This window comes from Pelagibius sp. 7325 (assembly GCF_037652055.1).
Taxonomy (GTDB): Bacteria; Pseudomonadota; Alphaproteobacteria; order Kiloniellales; family Kiloniellaceae; genus Pelagibius.
Genome location: NZ_JBBKAH010000004.1, coordinates 50853 through 70453, shown reverse-complemented (window position 1 = coordinate 70453; position 19601 = coordinate 50853). Strand labels below are relative to the sequence as shown.

Here is a 19601-nt window from a genome sequence, read left to right as displayed (position 1 = left end):
TCCGCAGGGCAGACCCGATTGAATGAAGAGCATCGGCGGCCGCCTTGGAGGCCCTTGCCGGTGACTACCACCATGATCCTCTTGGGGAGACGGTCTTGCCGGCGGACGATGGTCAGAACCGCATCGACGCCAAACCGCCATCCAAAACACCTGGAACGCAGCTTCCCTCGTCGCCGACCGCCTGACAGGGGGTTCTGGGTCCCGTCCTGAGGGAACGGCGATAGTCACTTCTGATCTCTAGGTAGAAAGAGCGTAGAAAACGCATATTAACAAAGAAAACGCACAACTTTGCAGTAGACTACCCGTAATTTTACAGCTCTGACTTTCTTTGGCCGGAGGGAAATAACCTTAAGTAAGGTATTGAATTTTAACCACAATAGTAAGCGATCCGCCCTTCTTTTCCATATCAATGGAATATTTCCCTGTTGTACTGTGATCAATCGGGGAATGGAGTGGTGAGCCTTTCGGGATTGTTCGTGTTCCAGTCTAAATCGATCTAGGAACCTATAGTCGCCGCTCCCGGCCATTCTTGTGAATGGGAGGGGTGTTATGGTCGAAAAGATCGCGACGGCGTCCGAGTCGGTCGATGACGGTATCGGTGTCATTTACACTGCGGACCAGCAAAGCATCCTCTTCGATGCGGAAAGCCTGTTTTCGGCCGAGTTCTCTCGTGCCGGCGATGATCTTCTGCTGAACACCACCCATGGCGAGGAATTCCTCCTGCGCGACTATTTCGCACAGGAGCAGCCGCCACAGTTGGAAACGCCGGAGGGTGCCCGGCTCACGCCCGGTACGGTCGAGTCCCTGGCCGGCCCCGAGATCCCCACCGCCTATGCCCAGGCCGGAGGGGTTCAGCTCGAACAGTCCATCGGCGAGGTCAGCGCCCTCAACGGTATTGCCAGGGTGCAGCGGTCGGACGGCAGCCGCGAGGACCTCTCCGAGGGCGATCCCATTTTCCAAGGAGATGTCGTCTCCACCGGCGTCGGCTCCGATCTGGGAATTCAGTTCGTAGACAACACCGTCTTCTCCCTTTCGTCCAACGCGCGGATGGTGATTGACGAACTGGTCTACAATCCAGGCGGCACCTCGAATTCCATGGGCGTCTCCCTGATCCAGGGAACCTTCGTCTTCGTCACCGGCCAAGTCGCACCGAGCGGCGGCATGGATGTCGAAACGCCGACCGGAACCATCGGCATCCGCGGCACAACCGTCGGCGTGCAGATCGCCACCCTCGGCGGCAGCACACGTATCGTGAACCTAGTCAATCCGGAAACCGGCGAAGTCGGCAGCTTCATTTTCACCAACGGCGGTGGCAGCGCGCAGTTCACGCAGGCCAACCACTTCCTGCAGATCCGCAGCGCCAGCGACCTCCCGGGGATGCCCAGCGTGGCGCCAAGCGGGACCGTCGGCGACATTTTCGGGCGCAACCTGAATAACGCCGTCCGCATCCACGAGAGCTCGGATCAGGAAAACGGCGACCTGCCGCCGAGCAGGCCCGAGGACAGCGGCGACCAGGAAGGCAATGTCCAACCGGACGTGCCGCAGGAAATCATCGAGGCCCTGCTGCAGGACTGGCCGATCGAAACCGCCGCCGGAGGAGACCAGCCGTTGGGCGGGGGAGCGGAATTCCGTTTGCCACCCTGGCTGAGCCAGGACTTCGGTCTGCGCAGCTTGGTTCCCCAGGGTGTGATCGGCGAAGTCACCAGTCCCGAGCTGAACTTCCCCGGTAGCTTTACCTTCAGCGTGATTTTCACGCCGCCCGCCGAGACGCCCGTGGCGCCGAGCGCGCTTTTCGGCCTGCCCGGGGCTGCCGCAGGCGGCGCCGGCATCCTCGCCGCCATCAAGGAGGATTCCAGCGACAACCTGGCAATCTTCGCGGCGCAGGCGGGCGGTGCGGCGAACGAGCTCACCTCGATCGAGATCGCCCTGCCCGGCTTCGCACCCGGCGATATCGACATTTCCCAGATCATCGCCGACCTCGCCGGTCCGCCGCTGCTCGGCACCGCAGTGGTGGCCACACCAGGTGGCGTCACGACGATTGTCATCACCTTTCAGGATGCACAGAACGTTCAGACCTTCGGCAGTTCCTTCACACTGGATGCGCCGGTCGCCGACAGCGACAACGACCTGGCGGGACTGCAGATCACCGCGAACGCCAAGTCGATCCTTGACCCCTCCATGACGGGTACAGTCAGCGCGAGCGGAACTCTCGTCCTGGACGCCGTGCTGGATCAGGCCGGCTTCGCCGTCCAGGCTGCGCAGCCGGCCCTGGCAGAGGCGGCCGAGGCACAGGAAGTTCCCCTGAATCTGATCCTGGATTTCGCCGACGCGGGCTTTGGCGCCGCGGGACCGGACATCGACGCCTCGGAGGCGGTTACCAGCGTCATCGTGACGCTCTCCGCCGGTGAGCTGACCCTTGGCGCTGGCGCGCCGGCAGGCGCTCTAGTGACAGACAACGGCGGCGGCAGCTTTGCGCTGAGCGTAGCGGATCCGGCGGACTATGGGGCCGCCATCGCGGCCTTGCAGCTTCTTGTCCCGGCGGGCCTGGACGGAACGATAGGCGGTTCGATTTCGGTGACGACGGCCGAGTTTGCACCCAACGGCGAGGAAGTGGACGCTGCCGACAATAGCAAGACGGTGACCACTGAATTTTCGGTGGCGCTGACCGGCGGCTCGGTCTCGCCGAGCATCTCTTTCGGCGATGCCGTGGGTGGCCTGCCGGGCGAGGGCGGCGAAGGCGGCCCCGGAGATGGCGGCGATGGCGAGGAAGGTCCCATCGGGCAGTTCGCCCCTGCCTTCGCCGTCCTCGCAGTCGAGGACCCGCCGATTCAGATCCTCACGATAAAGGAAGACTCCCAAGGCAACATCATCCCGTTCTCGATCGGGGCCGGTGATGCAACGGATGAGCTGACCGCTGTCGTCTTCGAGCTGCCGGCGATTGCTGCGGACGACGTCGACATCACACAGATACTCACCGACCTGAACGGGTCCCCTTCCATCGGCAGTGCAACGGTGACGACGCCCGGTGGCGTCACGACCATCACCATCACGTTCAATCAGTCGCTCGACGTGCAGGGCTTCACAAGCTCATTCGCGCTCAATACGCCGCTGGCCGACAGCGACCTCGACCTGTCCGGGATCAAGGTCACAGCATTTGCCAAAGACATCTCAAACGACGACGCCACCGGCTCCGCCAGCCTCGAGGGTGCCATGGTCGTCGACGCCGTGGCCGACCCGGTCACGGTCGCGTTGAATGTGACGAGCACAACCGGGGACGGGACATTTGCACCGGGCCAGGCCGGTACCGCTCAGCTGCTCGCCAGCTTCGGCGATGCCGTCGATGGATCCGAAGTCCATACGATCATCGTCGATATCCCCGAGGGATTCAGCGTAGGGTCGCTGGACGCTGTGCCGGCCGGCGTCGACGCGGTGATGGATGTCAACGGTGACGTCGTATTTACGCTCGGCAGCGGGGGCGCGCCCCTCGATTTCACCTTCGAGGTGGTCGCGCCAGCAGTGCTGACCGAAGGCGGCAACTACGATTTCACCGCGACCGCCCGGGCGGAGGAACAGCCGGGCGACGCCGAGACTGATGTCAGCGACAATGTCGCCGAGGAGAGCGTGCAGGAGACCGTGGCCATCGTGCTGCCGACGGTCACACTGCAGTCTCTCGCCGGGTTCACCGGCGCACCCGCGCTGGACGGCGGATCGCCGCTCAGTTCCGCAGTCCAGGAAGGCGACGGCGCCTGGTTCCGCCTTGTGGTAAGTCAGACGATCTTCTCGCCGGCCTCCGTCATGCTGAAGAGCAATGACGGATCGGCGACCGCTCCGGCTGACTTCGACGGCACCAGCTTCGACTTCTTCCTGGCCGATGGAACTCTTCTTGACTCCGGTTCTGCGGTCGACATTCCTGCTGGTGAGACAGAGGTCTTCGTCCGCGTGACGACCGCCGCTGATGACCTCTTCGAGGGCTTGGAGGATTTCAGCCTCGAGATCACTGCCGCTACCAATGCAACCTTCACCGCCGATGCCGAGATCGCCGGCGCGGTATCCGACGGTGTGGTCGTCTCGGTGGACGACGCGGCGCTGTCCGGCGGCAACGCCTTCGAGGGCCCATCCCTGCCAGGCGGCGGCGGCCTCACCTTCACGGTGTCGCTGAGCGAGGTGAATGCCAGCGGCCAGCCGGTGGTGGTCACCTACACCCTGGGCGGCGCGGCGACGGCGGGGGTGGACTACGACACCGCCGGGCTGACGCCGGCGCCGGGCCAGCCGGCGGGCACCTACCAGGTGACCATCGGCGCCGGGGCGCAGAGCGCAACGATCGTGCTGCCGCTGCTCGACGACGCCGCGGTGGAGCCGGGCCCGGAGAGCGTCACGGTGACGCTGACCGGCACCAACACCGCCGCGGTGACGTTGGGCGATGCCTCGGGCAGCGCCACGATCACCGACCTCAACGGCACCATCACGATCGACGACGCCGGCACCGTGAGCGAGGGTGGCAGCCTGGACTTCGACGTCAGCCTGGCGCTCACCAGCGGCTCGCTGGCCCCGGGCACCGTGGTGCGGGTGCCGCTCAGCTACAGCGGCGAGGCGGTGGCCGGCGACTTCATCGCGCCGCTGCCGGCCTTCATCGACCTGGTGGTTGACGGCACCGGGCTTGCCGCTGCGGCGACCCTCGGCCTGGCGACGGTTACCGGCGACGGCTTCGAGGGGCTCGAGGGCCTGACGGTCACCGCCGCCGGCCCCTTCACGGTCGATCCCGCCGGCAGCGCCACTGCCGCCGAGGGCCTCTCCGGCGCCGAAGGCTTCGGTGCGATCAGCGACGGCGTGGTCGTCTCGGTGGACGACGCGGCGCTGTCCGGCGGCAACGCCTTCGAGGGCCCGTCCCTGCCGGGCGGCGACGGCCTCACCTTCACGGTGTCGCTGAGCGAGGTGAATGCCAGCGGCCAGCCGGTGGTGGTCACCTACACCCTGGGCGGCGCGGCGACGGCGGGGGTGGACTACGACACCGCCGGGCTGACGCCGGCGCCGGGCCAGCCGGCGGGCACCTACCAGGTGACCATCGGCGCCGGGGCGCAGAGCGCAACGATCGTGCTGCCGCTGCTCGACGACGCCGCGGTGGAGCCGGGCCCGGAGAGCGTCACGGTGACGCTGACCGGCACCAACACCGCCGCGGTGACGTTGGGCGATGCCTCGGGCAGCGCCACGATCACCGACCTCAACGGCACCATCACGATCGACGACGCCGGCACCGTGAGCGAGGGTGGCAGCCTGGACTTCGACGTCAGCCTGGCGCTCACCAGCGGCTCGCTGGCCCCGGGCACCGTGGTGCGGGTGCCGCTCAGCTACAGCGGCGAGGCGGTGGCCGGCGACTTCATCGCGCCGCTGCCGGCCTTCATCGACCTGGTGGTTGACGGCACCGGGCTTGCCGCTGCGGCGACCCTCGGCCTGGCGACGGTTACCGGCGACGGCTTCGAGGGGCTCGAGGGCCTGACGGTCACCGCCGCCGGCCCCTTCACGGTCGATCCCGCCGGCAGCGCCACTGCCGCCGAGGGCCTCTCCGGCGACAGCGGCACGGGCGCGATCGACAACGAGATCGTGGGGCTCGTCTGTATCAATGAGATCGGCCTGGGGATTGGCACCAGCCCAGGGGGTGCAGAGAACCAAAGCTACATCGAGTTGCGCAATATCATCGACAGCGCGATCGGCACCTCGAAGGTCAAATCGCTTACCATCCAGATCATTGGCGCCGACGGCGGGACGACAACCGTCGATCTCTCTACGGCAACCGGCGGAAGCATTAACATCCCGCCACACGGTTTCCTCACAGTCTTCGAAGACGGTACCTGGGCAACCTCGACGCCAGGCGGCGATGTTCAACAAAGCGGCACCTATCTGGTCAGCGCCCCCTGGGGCTTCGGCAGCGACACCTCGGCAAAGGCCGGCGTCCACGTAAGACAGGGCGATGCCTCGGTCGACATGTTCGTCGCCAATGGCGCTGCATTTCCGGAAGCCGGCGCCTGGACGGGGGCCGGCACGGGGACGCCCACAGCTGCGGCATTGTTCGGGGCCTTGGTGAATCTGCAGACCTATTCCGGTCTGATCGGCGACCAGGATGGCCTGCTCACCAGCCTCGGCCGCGCCGACATCGCCATCGATGAAGACCCCAAAGTCGATGACGAAGGCACGCGGATCTTCTCGCGCATCTTTGCCGATGAGGGAGCGGGCGACGAGGGTTCGGGCGACCCCTATCCGTCCGACACCAACAAGTCGCAGGACTGGACGACGAGCAATTTCCCGACCACCTTCGCAAGTTCGCTGAACGACGACAACCATCCCGCGCCGGGAATCGACGATCTGAATCCCCAGGACACTACCGACGATCTTAACCCGGCGCAGGGTGCCGGCACCAACGCCGCCGATGCCGGTCAGACCACCCTTGAGGCCGACAGCGACGGAGACACCCTGAACGGCGGCAGCGGCCAGGACTTTCTCTTCGGCGATGCCGACAGCAACCTGCTACGGGGTGGCGGCCACAATGACTTCCTCTTCGGCGATGCCGGCAATGACCGTCTCGAAGGCGGCAAGGGCGCTGACCTGTTGGTCGATGTGGACGGATCAGACATCCTGATCGGCAATTCCGGCGACGACATCCTGATCGGCGGCCAGGAGCATCTCGAAGGCAGCGTGGCGATCTTCAACGGTTCCGGCGATCTCTTGATTGGCGACAACGTCGTCGCTGGCCCGATTCCGTCCTTCAATCTTGTCTACGCGATCGACGTTTCCGGCTCGATGTCCCTCGCTATCGACGGCACCAACCCCGAGGTTGGGGAGAAGTCCCGCCTGGACCTGGCCAAGGAAGCCTTCCTCACCCTCAATCAGCAGATCATCGACGCCGGCTTCGCGGGGGTTGTGAATATCAAGGTCGTCCCGTTCAGTGGTGCGGCCATCAATTCCCAGAGTCTGGAGTTCGCCCGCGCAGACGATCCCGATCTGGCGGCAGCGATCAGCGGCCTGACCACTTCGGGCGGTACGCAGTTCGAGCCGCCGCTGGCCGCCGCGGCGAGCTGGCTGCTGGAAAACGAACGCCATCTTGGGTCGGAGAACTTCATCCTCGTCCTCAGCGATGGTGTCGACAGCAATGGCTACAACCCCTCGGCTTCGCTCTTTGCCGACCTCTACGACCACGGCCCCAACGGCACGGTGCCCCCGGAGATCTCGAACCTGACCATCGAAGCCTTCGGCTTCGGCAGCGGATCGACCTTCTCCGCGGACCAGCTCGGTGAAGTCGAGACAGGAGCAATCGGCAACGGCGGCCAAGTGACCGTGGTCGACGACGTCAGCAAGGTCGACCTCATCTTCTCCCGCCTCTTTCCAAGCGACGAAAGCTTCGGTGAGGACGTAATTCTCGGCGGCAGCGGCGACGACTACATTTTCGGCGACACCCTCCTGGTGGATCCGGACTTCGACGGCAGCGATCTCGCCTACGTTGAGCTCGTTCTGTTCGGTGAAGGTCCCGATGCTGAAGGTGCACGTCTTGCGATCGGCACATTCGGCGAGTCCGACTGGATTGAAGGCGGCGAAGGCAACGACAGCATCCTGGGCCAGGGTGGCGACGATATGATAGTTGGCGGCGCTGGCAGCGATCTCCTCCATGGCGGCAGCGGCGACGACACCCTGGATGGAGGGACCGGCCCAGATACGATCCATGACGGCACCGGTAGCGACCTGATCCGCGGCGGCATCGGTACAGACAGAATCTTTCTGCTGGGCGATGGAGAAACCGATACCGTGGCTTTCAGTGACGCAGCCGACGCAGGTGACACCGTCACCGGTTTCGATACCTCTGCTCCGAATGCCGGCGGCGATCTGATCAGCCTGTCGGACTTGCTCGATACCGGCACTTTTTCCGGCACCACCTTGTCTGAGGCGATTGCGCAGGGGTATGTCGACCTGTTCCAGGACGGTGCCAATGTCGACATCTTCGTCGACCTCGATGGCAGCGCCGCGGGCAGCGACCCCTTCGACGGAATTCAGATCGTAACATTCGAGAACGTGAGTGTGGCCAGCTTGAGCGACAACATTGTCGTCGACTAGATCGGTAACCGAAGCCGCGGGCGGATTCGCAGAGGTGTACTCAACAGAGTATCCGCGCAATGGATACGTTACTTTGCGTTACGCCCTTCTCTTCTTCGGACAAGTGGACAACTCATTGTCGCTTGAGCGTCACGAAGCGCCCTCGCACTTGATTATCCAGGTCCGCTAAGGGTGCCTCAGTTGATAATTTCGGTAGCTTGAGTTCCAATGTCGCCTTGCCGAGGCAGAGCGGACATGCCCTGCCTGAACCCTGATGTCCGGGATGTGCCAGGAGGAGACATCAAGATCCCATGATTGTTGGGTTGCCTCGCTTACCGTAAGGTTCGTCAAGCTTTTAAGTTCGTTGACGTTGAACAAAGAGAGCCGGCCGCAATGCTTGCATTCGAAATACTTCTGAACGGCGAAACCAAAGTGCTCGCCGGCTTTGAGGACTGGGAGATCCTTAGTGCGATTCTATCTGCGCGTCGTGCTCAAGAGGAGAGCGCAGATGACGACCTTGAAATAAGTGTCCGTGGTCTTGCTTTGATTAAAGTCGAAGGGCAGCGCGAACACGTGCGGTGGGAAAGATTGCGCCTTTCCGTTGGCGACGAGGTAACCATCCGACTGCTTGATGTCTCAAAAGCGGATGCTCCGAAGAAGCGTTACCGGAGTGACCGGGAGGTTCAAGAAAATCCATTTACAGATGAAGAGATCCTCGAAATGCAACGCGAGACCTATCTCGAACTTAAACGGAAGTTCGAGCCGAACTCCGGTAAGTAAGAGAGTTCTTTGGCAAACGTCGCGGCAAAAAGACTAATGGTTGTCCGGAATTTCCGCTTTGGGTCAAAAGCGGCGGTTCGACACAGCGCGGCATAGCAGCCGCTTCGGGCAGTTAAGCGGACGTCCCGACCCGGGTGTTCGCCGCAGAGCGCTGATGCCCTTGATAGGATCTCACAAGTCGGCGCGGCTTCCTTTGATACCCATCGGCCAGTGAAGTGCGCACCCTACGACCGTACGTTCACGGCCACGACCGCCCCGCGCCTGCAAAGCCCAGGTCGTCGAGCGAAGACCCGCTCCGCCATCTGCACGGAGCTGAATCGGGAAATAAGAAAACCACTGCAGGAAAAAGTGGAAACCACTTATCTTCCTGGGCTAATTCGATTTTGTTTTTCAGGGAGTTATGGTGCGCCCGAGAAGATTCGAACTCCTAACCTTCTGATCCGTAGTCAGAGGCGGGAGAACCGAGAAATCGCATTTTGCATTTTTTTCAATGGGTTAACAAAGCGTGGTTTCCACTTTTACTGTCTCATTCCATCTCAATCATTCCAATAGTTTATCAGAGAGAGTGGAAACCAGTGTGAACCCAAGCCAATTTCCGAGCGTCCCAGCGCGGCTTGTTGTTGGAGCCCGGTCACGGTTTGCTATTCTCGTAGTCGGCGCAGGTGCAGCGGAAGAGGGGGAAGCGCGACTTGCCGGTGGCGACCACTGATACGGGGTCCAACCTGTCCACAAGAGCCATTCCTGCGGGAAGTTTCCTGATCGGTGCGGCCATCGGTTCAGGCAATACCGCGCTGGCCGCCGAGCGCGGCGGCGCCGACTTCCTGCTGGCGATCAATGCCGGGCGGCTGCGCAACATGGGGGCACCCTCCATCGCCTGCATGCTGCCGATCTTCGATGCCGGTCCGCTTACCGAAGACTTCGCGCGCCGCGAGCTGCTCGCCCTCTGCCGTATCCCCATTCTGCTGGGCGTCAACGTCTGGGAGGCTGAGTGCGACCCCGATGCCATCGCCGCGCGCGTGCAGCAGATGGGCTTTGCCGGTGCCGTCAACTTCCCGAGCTGCATGCACTTTTCCCATGCCATGCAGCAGCTGCTGTCGCGCGCCGGCCGTGGCATCGAACGCGAGGTCGAGGTGCTGCGGGCGGTGCAGGACCGCGGTCTGACCTCGATGTTCTACTGCGCCACCCGCACCCAGGCGCGCCTCGCCGCCGACGCCGGGCTAGACCTTATCTGCTTGAACCTGGGCTGGAACGTCGGTGGCGCCATGGGCCACCGCACGCGCTCCTCCCTGGAGGAAGTCGCCAGCGCGGCGCGCGAGATCGGCCGCCTGATCAAGCGCATTCATCCCGGCGTCCGCTTTCTGCTGGAGGGAGGGCCTATCGTCACCGCCGACGATCTGGGACGCATCACCAACCTCGCGCCGATCGACGGCTACGTCGGCGGCTCGACGATCGAGCGGCTGCCCCTCGAAGTCTCGGTCGCCGACCAGATCAGCGGCTACCGGCAGGCCAGCCGCCGGCGGGCGGCCCTGGAAAGCCAAAGCGCCCGTCTCGTCGCCTGGGGACAGCGCTTTGGATTTGTCGGTCGCGCGCCGGTCCAGCTGGACTACCTGCGTCGCCTGCAGGGACTGTCCGGCACCACGGCGCCTCTTTTGCTGTTGCTGGAGCCCGGCAGTCCGACCCGCCCGAGCCTCACCGCGCTGGCGCAGCGCGGTACACGCCGCGGCCGCCCCGCCGTGCTGACCATCGACCCACAAGGTGAGGACTACCCCGCCAAGGCCCGTCGCCTGCTGTTCGGCCCGGGCGAGTCCGGTGCCGCGGCGCGGCCGGCCCTGGCCGATGACAATCTCGACCTGGTGGTGCTGCAGGCGCCGGAACAGCTGCCGACCGCCCTGCAACGCCGCCTTGCCGCGGCGCTGCGCGACGGCACCTTCGCCGCACTCGGATCGCGCCGGCAATACAAGGTGGCCCCGCGCCTGGTACTGGTGAGCCGGGGCCGCGGCAGCGAGGGCGCCGCCGGCATCGGCCTAGCTCCCGAGCTGGCCTTGCTGTTCGAAGGCTGGACCCTGGCGCCGCCGCCCCTGCGCGACCGTGTCGACGACCTGCCTGCCCTCATCGAGGACTTCGCGGAGGCTCAAGGGGGTGGCCTGCCTCGGCGCAAGGACTTCACCGCGGCCGCCATGAAACGGCTGACCGCGCACGACTGGCCACAGAACGAGGCCGAACTACACAACCTGCTGGGCCAGCTCGCCGGGCGGCGCGACAACGGGCCGATCCAGCTGAAGCAATTGCTGCCGCTGGTGCAGGGAGCGAACCCGGGCAGCGGTGACACCCGCGGCGAGAAGGACCGTATCGTCGATGCCCTGTGGCGCCACGGCTTCAACCGCAGCCGCACCGCCGAGAGCCTGGGGATGTCGCGCAAGACCCTCTACAACAAGATGCAGCGCTTCGGGCTCAGGGGCTGAGGGTGCCCGCCGCCGCGAGCGGCTCGGGCCGGCACAGCACAGCGTCCAGCACGTCCGGCCAGAGCGTCTCGTGGGCCCCCTCGCCGGCGCTGGCCAGACCCAGCAGGTTGCCGCGCCACTCACTTTCGGCCAGCGCCGCGGCAACCTGCTGCGCGACGACGCCGCGCTGGCGAAACGAGGGAAAGCCTGCCGCGAAGTCGGCCACGCGCGGAATCACCACCACCGCGAGAGGGTCGAGCGGCGCCACCGCCGCCGCGGCACCCGGGCCAGCGACAATGGCAATCACCTGGAAGCCGGCAGCCTTCAGCTGTCCGAGGCGATCGACCTCCCGGGCGAAGTCGAGGCCGACATCCTCCAACTGCTGGGCGAAATCCGGGTCATGCTGCTGAACGCTGGGCAGGTTGGCCAGACAGCTGATCCCGGCCCGCTGCAGTTCACCTGTCTCGGCGGCAAGGTTGAGAAAAGGGTCGGCGAGGAACAGGCCGAGGGCCTGTCTGCCGGCGCCATCGGCCGGGCCGGCGGCGGTGCGAGCGGTCGCGGCGATGACCCCGGAAGCGCCGCCGGAGTTGGGCAGCAGGAGGGCGACTTCGGGCGGCATGCTTTCGTGCCGGAAGGGCGGGCCGGCGGTCACGATGCTGTCCGGCAAGGGCGGATTTCCCGCCCCGGCAGAGGAGCGCCGGACCACCTTCCAAATCAAGAGATTCAACTTTAACCTCTAAAATTTACCCATTTTTACCCAGAATGCGCCGCAAGGCCGCTTGCGGGCAAGTCAATATCGGGACAAGCTTTCTTCCAACAAAACAACGAACAAGGCGCCATCCCCCGGTCCGCTTCGCACAGGAGGGCAGGTGGCGTCGAGGCAAGGCCCTCCGCAACAGAAGGGGCCTGCCAAGGGAGGAAGCAGGCGATGGCGCAAGATCAGGCGCCTTCAGCGGCCGTGGCAGCGGCCCGTCGGGGTCTCCTGGGGACGCCAGCGCTCCTGAGGACGCGCCCCCGATGAGACAGTTCATCGAACGCCACACTTTCTGGTCCTTCGTGATCCTGGTCGCCCTGGGGGTCTTCCTCTGGCTGATCTTCGCCGTCTGGCCCGAGTGGCTGGAGGCGGTCCTCGGCCGCAAGAAGACTTTCGTGAACACCTTCCTCAACGGGGTGACCCTGGGCGGCCTCTACTTTCTGGTCGCCAGCGGCTTCACCCTGGTCTTCGGCCTAATGCGCAACGTAAACTTGGCCCACGGGTCGATGTACCTGCTGGGCGCCTACGTCGGCTACGAGGCGGCCGAGGCCAGCGGCAATTGGTTTATCGGCCTGGCCGTCGCCTTCATTACCATCGCCGCCACCGGTATCGCCCTGCAGACCCTGATCTTCCGCCGCATGGAGGGGCAGGACCTGCGCCAGACCCTGGTTACCATCGGCATCTCAATTATCGCCGCCGACCTCATGCTGGCGGTCTGGTCGGGCACCACATACCAGTTCACCCCGCCGGAATGGCTGTTCGGCGCCGCCGAATTGCCGGTGGTCTCCACCCTGCGGTCCAACGGCGATGCCGTCTACATCAAGTACCCGCTGTACCGCCTGACGGTGCTGGGCGTCGCCGTGGCCGTCGGCATCGGCCTCTGGCTTTTCCTCAACCGCACCCGCATCGGGATGATGATCCGCGCCGGCGTGAACGACCGCGACATGCTGTCGGCGACCGGCGTGAACGTGCAACTGGTCTTCGCCCTGGTCTTCGCCATCGGCGCGGGCCTGGCCGGCTTCGCCGGCGTGATCGGGGGCACCGCGCTTTCCATCGCCCCGGGGGAGGACATCCGCTATCTGCTGGCCTCGCTCGTGGTGGTCATCGTCGGCGGCCTCGGCTCGGTTACCGGCGCCGCCATCGGCGCGCTGCTGATCGGTCTCGCCGAGCAGTTCGGCCTCGCCTATTTCCCGACCTACGGCGTGGTGCTTACCTTCCTCATCATGGTGGTGGTCCTGGCGGTGCGTCCGCAGGGCATCATGGGCCAGGCCTGAGGGAGCGGTAGCATGGACCGGCGCTCGCTCTTCTTCGGCAGCAGTCCGCTCTCCCAGGTGCATCCGGCGGTCTGGCTGGTCGCCGTCTTCCTGCTCGCCTACCCGACCTTTGCCTCCGATTTCTTCACCTTCCAGATCGGCGCCTATTCCCTGATCCTCGGCACCATCGCGCTGTCGCTGATGATGCTGGCCGGCTACGGCGGCATGGTTAGCCTCGCCCAACTCACCGTTGCCGGCTTTGCCGGCTATCTCGTCGCCATGCTGGGCGACAACTCGGTCGGCGTCATGGGACTCGGCTGGCCGTGGTGGGTCACCGTGCCCGTCGCGATTCTCGCCGCCGCGGTCTTCGCCGCCCTGATCGGCTTCATCTCGGTGCGCACCGAGGGCATCTACACCATCATGATCACCCTGGCGATCGCCGTCGCCTTCTTCTACTTCGTGCGCCAGAACTACGACCTCTTCAATGGCTTCACCGGCTTCGCCGGCGTCGCGCCGCCCACCTTTGCCGGCGTGTACTGGCGCGACCCGGTGCCGTTCTACTATCTGAGCCTGGCCGTCGCCGGCCTGTTCTTCATCGCCGTGCTGTACAGCGCACGCTCCACCTTCGGGCTCAGCCTGCAAGCGATCCGCGACAACCCCCGGCGCATGCGCGCCATCGGCTTCGACGTCACTCTGCACCGCGTTGCCGCCTATTTCCTGGCCGGCCTGATCGCCGGCAGCGGCGGTGTGCTGATGGTGTGGTTCAACGGGCGCATCTCGCCGGGCTCCGTCGGCGTCGACGTCGCCATCGACATCCTGGTCATTGCCGTGGTCGGCGGCCTGCGCCATCCGGTGGGCCCCTTCATCGGCGCCATCGCCTTTGTCCTGCTTGAGAACTTCGCCATCGACCTGATCGACCACGAACGTTTCAACACGGTGATCGGCCTCGCATTCCTGCTGGTGGTGTTGTTCTCGCCGGACGGCATCCTGGGACTATGGAACCGCTTTGCCGCAAGGCTGCGATTCCGGCGGCCTGCGCGGCTGGAACGATTGGAGGCCGGCGGCGCGGACTGAACGTGGGGTCGCGCGGCAGTAATACGCGCGGCCGGTAGAATCAAGAAACCATGGGAGGAAGTAATGCAAAGTGGAGTGAGAACCGTAATTGCCGCTGTCGTTGCCGCGGGGCTGGCCGGTCCGGCCGCGGCGCAGGACAGCATCAAGATGGGGGCACTGGCCACCTTGGAAGGCGCCTTCACCGTGCTGGGCGAGGATTCCATGCGCGGCGTGAAACTGGCGCTGGAAGAATTCGACTACACCGCCGGCGGCAAGAAGATCGAACTGGTCACCGGCTCCTCCGACGCATCGCCGGACAGCGCAATCCGCGCCACCCGTAAGCTGGTGGAGCAGGACGGCGTGCAGGTGCTGATCGGCCCGCTGTCGGGCTCGGAAGGCCTGGCGGTGAAGGACTACGCCAAGACCCAGCCGGACGTCACCTTCCTGAATGGCTCCTCCGCCGCCCAAGACACCACCCTGCGCGAGCCGGCGGAGAACTTCTTCCGCTTCAACACGGATGGCGCCCAGTGGATGGCCGGCCTCGGCGAGTACGTCTACAACGAAAAAGGCTATCGCAAGCTGGCCGTGCTGGCGGAGGACTATTCCTTCCCCTACACGCAGGTCTTCGGGTTCCTCGAGCCGTTCTGCCGCCTGGGCGGTGAGGCCCCGGTCGACGCCCGCTTCTGGGTACCGATCGGCAACAAGGACTACTCCTCGGTCATCGCCGCGCTGCCTGATGATGTCGATGCCATCTATGTCGCCCTCGGCGGGGCCGACGCGGTGAACTTCTTGACCCAGTACGAGCAGGCCGGTGGCGACCTGCCGCTGATCGGCGGCTCGATCACGGTTGACCAGACGGTGCTCGGCTCCAAGGGCCGCACCCGCGACTTCGTGATCGGCACGCCTTCGGCCGGCCCGATCTCCGATACCTGGGACAACGCCAACTGGAACGAGTTCGTCGCGGCTTACAAGGCCCAGTTCCCCGACGGTTTCCCCTCGCCCTCGCTGTTCGCGCATGCCTACTATGTCAATACCAAGGCGGCACTGCTGGCGCTCAACGAGGTCAACGGCGATCTCTCCGACGGCGGCAAGGCCTTCCGCGAAGCACTCACGAACCTCTCCTTCGAAACGCCGACCGGCATGGTCAGCCTCGATCCGCGCCGCAATGCGGTGGCGGACATCTTCCTGACGGAGGTCATCGAAGGGCCGGAAGGCAACCTGGTCAATAAGACCATCAAGGTCATTCCTCAGGTCGATCAGACCCTCGGCGTTTCCTACGACGAGTTCCTGAAGTACGGCGCGGTCAGCCGCGAAAACCCGAAGTGCGAATAGGACCAGCGCACTAAGGAGTGATCTGACCTTGTCCGACAGCGACGCCCTCTCCCGCCTGCAGAGCACCGGCCGTTTCGCGCTGGAACTCGAGGCCGTCAGCCGCCACTTTGGCGCCTTGGTGGCCCTGGCAGACATCAATCTCGCCGTGCAGGCGGGGGAGCGGCGTGCTGTTCTCGGCTCGAACGGCGCCGGCAAAACAACGCTGTTCAATGCCATCACCGGCGACTTTCCGCCGACCACCGGGCGCGTGCGCTTATTCGGCGAAGACGTCACCGATCTGGCGACCCACGAGAGAGTCCGTCGCGGCCTGCGGCGCACCTATCAGATTTCGCAGCTCTTCGGCGGGCTGAGCGTCATCGACAACATCTACCTGGCCTGCCGCGGCGTCAGCCGCGGGCGCTTCTCATTGCGCCGCCCGCGCCGCGAAGACGCCTTCATGGAGGCCGCCGAGACTCTGATCCAGGCCGTGCACCTGGAAGATGTGCGCGACCAGCTCGTTGCCGAACTCAGCCACGGGCAACAGCGGCAATTGGAGATTGCCCTTGCGCTGGCCGGCGCGCCGCGCCTCATTCTGTTCGACGAACCGGCGGCGGGCCTGTCGCCCAGCGAGCGGCGCGACTTGATCGAGATCCTGCAATCGCTGCCGCCGCACATGGGCTTCATCATCATCGAGCACGACATGGACGTCGCGCTGCGCGTCGCGGAGAGCGTGACGATGATGCACAACGGCCGCGTCTTCAAGGAGGGCACGCCGGCCGAGATCGAAAGCGATCCGGAAGTGCAGCAGCTCTACCTGGGCCACGGCCATGCCTGAGCGCCGCAACAGCCGCCAGAACAACTCGGCCGTGCTGCAGGTCCGTGGCCTGCACGTCTACTACGGCCAGTCGCACGCGCTGCAGGGTGTCGACCTGACGCTGGAGCGCGGGGTCCATGCCGTCGTCGGACGCAACGGCATGGGCAAGACGACGCTATGCAATGCCATCATGGGTCTGGTTCCGGTGGCCGGCGGCTCGATCCGCTTCGACGGCGAAGAAATCACCGGCCGCGCGCCGCACCAGATTGCCGCCCGCGGCATCGGCTATACGCCCCAGGGGCGCCGACTGTGGCCGTCCCTGACGGTGAACGAGCACCTGCGGCTGGCCGACACGCGGGGCGGCGCCTGGAGCATCGAGCGGGTCTACGAGACTTTCCCACGGCTGGCCGAGCGGCGCGGCAACGGCGGTGCGCAGCTTTCCGGCGGTGAGCAGCAGATGCTGGCAATCGCCCGCGCGCTGCTGCAGGACCCGCAGTTACTGGTGCTGGACGAGCCGACCGAGGGGCTCGCCCCGGTGGTGGTGCGCCAGGTGGAGGAACTGCTGGCGACGCTGGCCGGAGAAGGCGACGTCGCCATCCTGCTCATCGAACAGAACATCGCCGTAGCGACCGCCATCGCCGAGGACGTGGCCATCATGGTCAACGGTCGCATCACGCGGGTCATGCCCGCACGCCAGCTGGCAGCGGACCGTAACCTGCAGGAACGTCTCCTCGGTGTCGGGCGGCATTCCCACGAAGACCTCGCAATGGCGCCTGAACCCGCCGCAGAACCCTCTCTCGCGCGGAACGACGAAGACGAGGCGGTGGCAACCCCGGCCGAGGAAGCGCCGGCGGACTCAGCCAAGGTGCCGCAGGAGCCGCGCCGCAAGGTGGTCTACGTGCCGCCGACGCGCTGGTCCAGCGCGGCCTGGCGCGAGTCCGACCCGGGCCAGCGACAGGCATCTTCCGCCGCTGAGAGCCCGGCGCGGCCCTTCGACCAGCGCCCGGCCCCGCTCTACAGCGAGACCGCGCTCAGCACGCCGGCAACGCTACCCGACGCGCTACGCGGCGACGAGGTCCTGGTCGCCGGCACCTTCGACACCAAGCGCGCCGAGCTGCTCTACCTCCGCGACCGCCTGGCCGAACAGCGCATCAAGGTGCGGACGGTTGATCTCTCGACCTCCGGCAAGCCTTCCTCCGCCGACGTGCCGCCCCATGTCGTCGCCGCCTATCACCGCGGCGGCGCGGGAAGCGTCTTCAGCGGCGACCGCGGCGCCTCGGTGCGTGCCATGGCGGGAGCCTTCGAGAACTGGATCGTCCGCCAGCGCGGCATCGGCGGCATCATCTCCGCCGCGGGTTCCGGCGGCACCGCCCTGGTGACGCCGGCCATGCGCCGCCTGCCCATCGGACTGCCCAAAGTGATGATCTCCACCGTCGCTTCCGGCAACGTCGGCCAGTACGTCGGACCGTCCGACATCATGATGATGTACTCGGTCACCGACGTTCAGGGCCTCAACCGCATCTCCCGCGAGGTGCTGGCCAATGGCGCCGCTGCACTCGCCGGCATGGTGAAACAGGCCCGCCACATCCGCGGTAGCGAGAGTGACAAGCCGGGGCTGGGTCTCACCATGTTCGGCGTCACCACCACCGCAGTGCAGCAGATCGTGGCAAAGCTTGAGGACCGCTACGACTGCCTGGTGTTCCATGCCACCGGGGTCGGCGGGCGCTCGATGGAGAAGCTGGCCGACAGCGGCCTGCTGAGCGCCGCCATCGACCTCACCACCACAGAGATCTGCGACATGATGATGGGCGGCGTCTTCGCCGCCGACGAGGACCGCTTCGGCGCCTTCATCCGCACGCGCATTCCCTACGTCGGTTCGGTCGGCGCCCTCGACATGGTGAACTTCGGGCCGCGCGACAGCGTGCCGGAGAAGTACCGGAACCGGACCTTTGTCGAGCACAACCCGCAGGTGACGCTGATGCGCACCACTGCGGAGGAAAACGCGCGCATGGGCGAATGGATCGCCGGACGCCTGAACCGCATGGAGGGGCCGGTGCGCTTTCTGCTGCCCGAAGGTGGCGTCTCTGCGCTCGATGTCCCGGGCCAGCCGTTCCACGACCCCGCCGCGGACCGCGCGCTGTTCGACGCCATCGCACGAATCTTCAACGAGACGCCGAACCGGCGCCTGCTGCGCTTGCCGCACCACGTGAACGACCCGGCTTTCGCCGAAGCCGCCGTCGCCGCCCTTATGGAAATCGAGAGCACGCGAGGAAGAGACAGACATGCCGCGCTTTGAGCGGAAAGACCTGCTGGAGAAATTCCAGGACATGAAACGCCGTGGCACGCCGATCATCGGCGGCGGCGCCGGCACCGGCCTTTCCGCCAAGTGCGAGGAGGCCGGCGGCATCGATCTCATCGTGATCTACAACTCCGGGCGCTACCGCATGGCGGGGCGCGGTTCGCTGTCCGGCCTTCTGGCCTACGGCAATGCCAATGAGATCGTCATGGAGATGGCGCGCGAGGTGCTGCCGGTCACACGCAACACACCGGTGCTGGCTGGGGTCAACGGCACGGATCCCTTCTGCATGTTCGACAGCTTCCTCGATCAGGTGAAGGCGGTCGGCTTTTCCGGCGTGCAGAACTTTCCCACGGTGGGACTTATCGACGGCACCTTCCGGGCGAACCTCGAAGAGACCGGCATGTCCTACGGCATGGAAGTCGACTTGATCCGCTTGGCGCACGAGAAGGATCTGCTGACCACACCTTATGTCTTCTCGCCTGAGGACGCCGCCGCCATGGCCAAGGCCGGCGCCGACATCGTGGTCTGCCACATGGGGCTGACCACCGGCGGCTCCATCGGCGCCGAAACGTCGCTGAAGCTGGAAGACTGCCCGGCGCTGGTCGATGCCTGGGCCGAAGCCGCGCTGAAGATCAACCCGGAGATCATCGTGCTGGTGCACGGTGGCCCCGTCTCCATGCCGGACGACGCAACCTACGTGATGAAGAACACCAAGATCTGTCACGGGTTCTACGGCGCTTCCTCCATGGAGCGCCTGCCGACAGAAGTGGCACTGACCGAGCAAACCAGGGCCTTCAAGGCCATCGCCGGTCGCTGAAGG

At 65.3% G+C, this 19601-nt stretch carries 10 protein-coding genes; 9 read left to right on the top strand and 1 reads right to left on the bottom strand.

Annotation, left to right across the window (positions count from 1 at the left end; genetic code table 11):
* Positions 1 to 549: 549 nt before the first annotated feature.
* The 3 genes from WDC82_RS13320 (at position 550) to WDC82_RS13310 (ending at position 11318) form a co-directional block, all read left to right on the top strand.
* Complete coding sequence (locus WDC82_RS13320; protein WP_340117827.1) at positions 550 to 8097, top strand: Calx-beta domain-containing protein; 7548 nt, start codon at positions 550 to 552, stop codon at positions 8095 to 8097.
* A gap of 372 nt (positions 8098 to 8469) precedes the next feature.
* Positions 8470 to 8856: a hypothetical protein gene (locus WDC82_RS13315; RefSeq protein ID WP_340117826.1), complete on the top strand. Its 387-nt coding sequence runs from the start codon at positions 8470 to 8472 to the stop codon at positions 8854 to 8856.
* A gap of 695 nt (positions 8857 to 9551) precedes the next feature.
* Complete coding sequence (locus WDC82_RS13310) at positions 9552 to 11318, top strand: phosphoenolpyruvate hydrolase family protein (protein ID WP_340117825.1); 1767 nt, start codon at positions 9552 to 9554, stop codon at positions 11316 to 11318.
* Here the strand turns inward: WDC82_RS13310 and WDC82_RS13305 are convergent.
* Positions 11308 to 11964: a hypothetical protein gene (locus tag WDC82_RS13305; protein WP_340117824.1), complete on the bottom strand. Its 657-nt coding sequence runs from the start codon at positions 11962 to 11964 to the stop codon at positions 11308 to 11310. The genes WDC82_RS13310 and WDC82_RS13305 overlap by 11 nt on opposite strands.
* Before the next feature lie 350 nt (positions 11965 to 12314).
* On the opposite strand from WDC82_RS13305, the gene WDC82_RS13300 reads away from it, so the two are divergent.
* From WDC82_RS13300 to WDC82_RS13275, 6 genes are all read left to right on the top strand, one after another.
* Positions 12315 to 13325: a branched-chain amino acid ABC transporter permease gene (locus tag WDC82_RS13300; RefSeq protein WP_340117823.1), complete on the top strand. Its 1011-nt coding sequence runs from the start codon at positions 12315 to 12317 to the stop codon at positions 13323 to 13325.
* Positions 13326 to 13337: 12 nt separating this feature from the next.
* On the top strand, positions 13338 to 14378 hold the full coding sequence (locus WDC82_RS13295; RefSeq protein ID WP_340117822.1) for a branched-chain amino acid ABC transporter permease: 1041 nt from the start codon (positions 13338 to 13340) through the stop codon (positions 14376 to 14378).
* Positions 14379 to 14453: 75 nt separating this feature from the next.
* Positions 14454 to 15689: an ABC transporter substrate-binding protein gene (locus WDC82_RS13290; RefSeq protein WP_340117821.1), complete on the top strand. Its 1236-nt coding sequence runs from the start codon at positions 14454 to 14456 to the stop codon at positions 15687 to 15689.
* 28 nt (positions 15690 to 15717) lie between these two features.
* Positions 15718 to 16503: an ABC transporter ATP-binding protein gene (locus tag WDC82_RS13285; protein ID WP_340117820.1), complete on the top strand. Its 786-nt coding sequence runs from the start codon at positions 15718 to 15720 to the stop codon at positions 16501 to 16503.
* Entirely contained in the window at positions 16496 to 18778 is a 2283-nt protein-coding gene (locus tag WDC82_RS13280; protein WP_340117819.1) for an ABC transporter permease, read from the top strand. The genes WDC82_RS13285 and WDC82_RS13280 overlap by 8 nt, the downstream gene beginning before the upstream one ends.
* Positions 18765 to 19598 (top strand): phosphoenolpyruvate hydrolase family protein, encoded by an 834-nt coding sequence (locus tag WDC82_RS13275; RefSeq protein WP_340117818.1) that lies wholly within the window; start codon positions 18765 to 18767, stop codon positions 19596 to 19598. Before WDC82_RS13280 ends, WDC82_RS13275 begins: the two co-directional genes overlap by 14 nt.
* Positions 19599 to 19601: the final 3 nt, after the last annotated feature.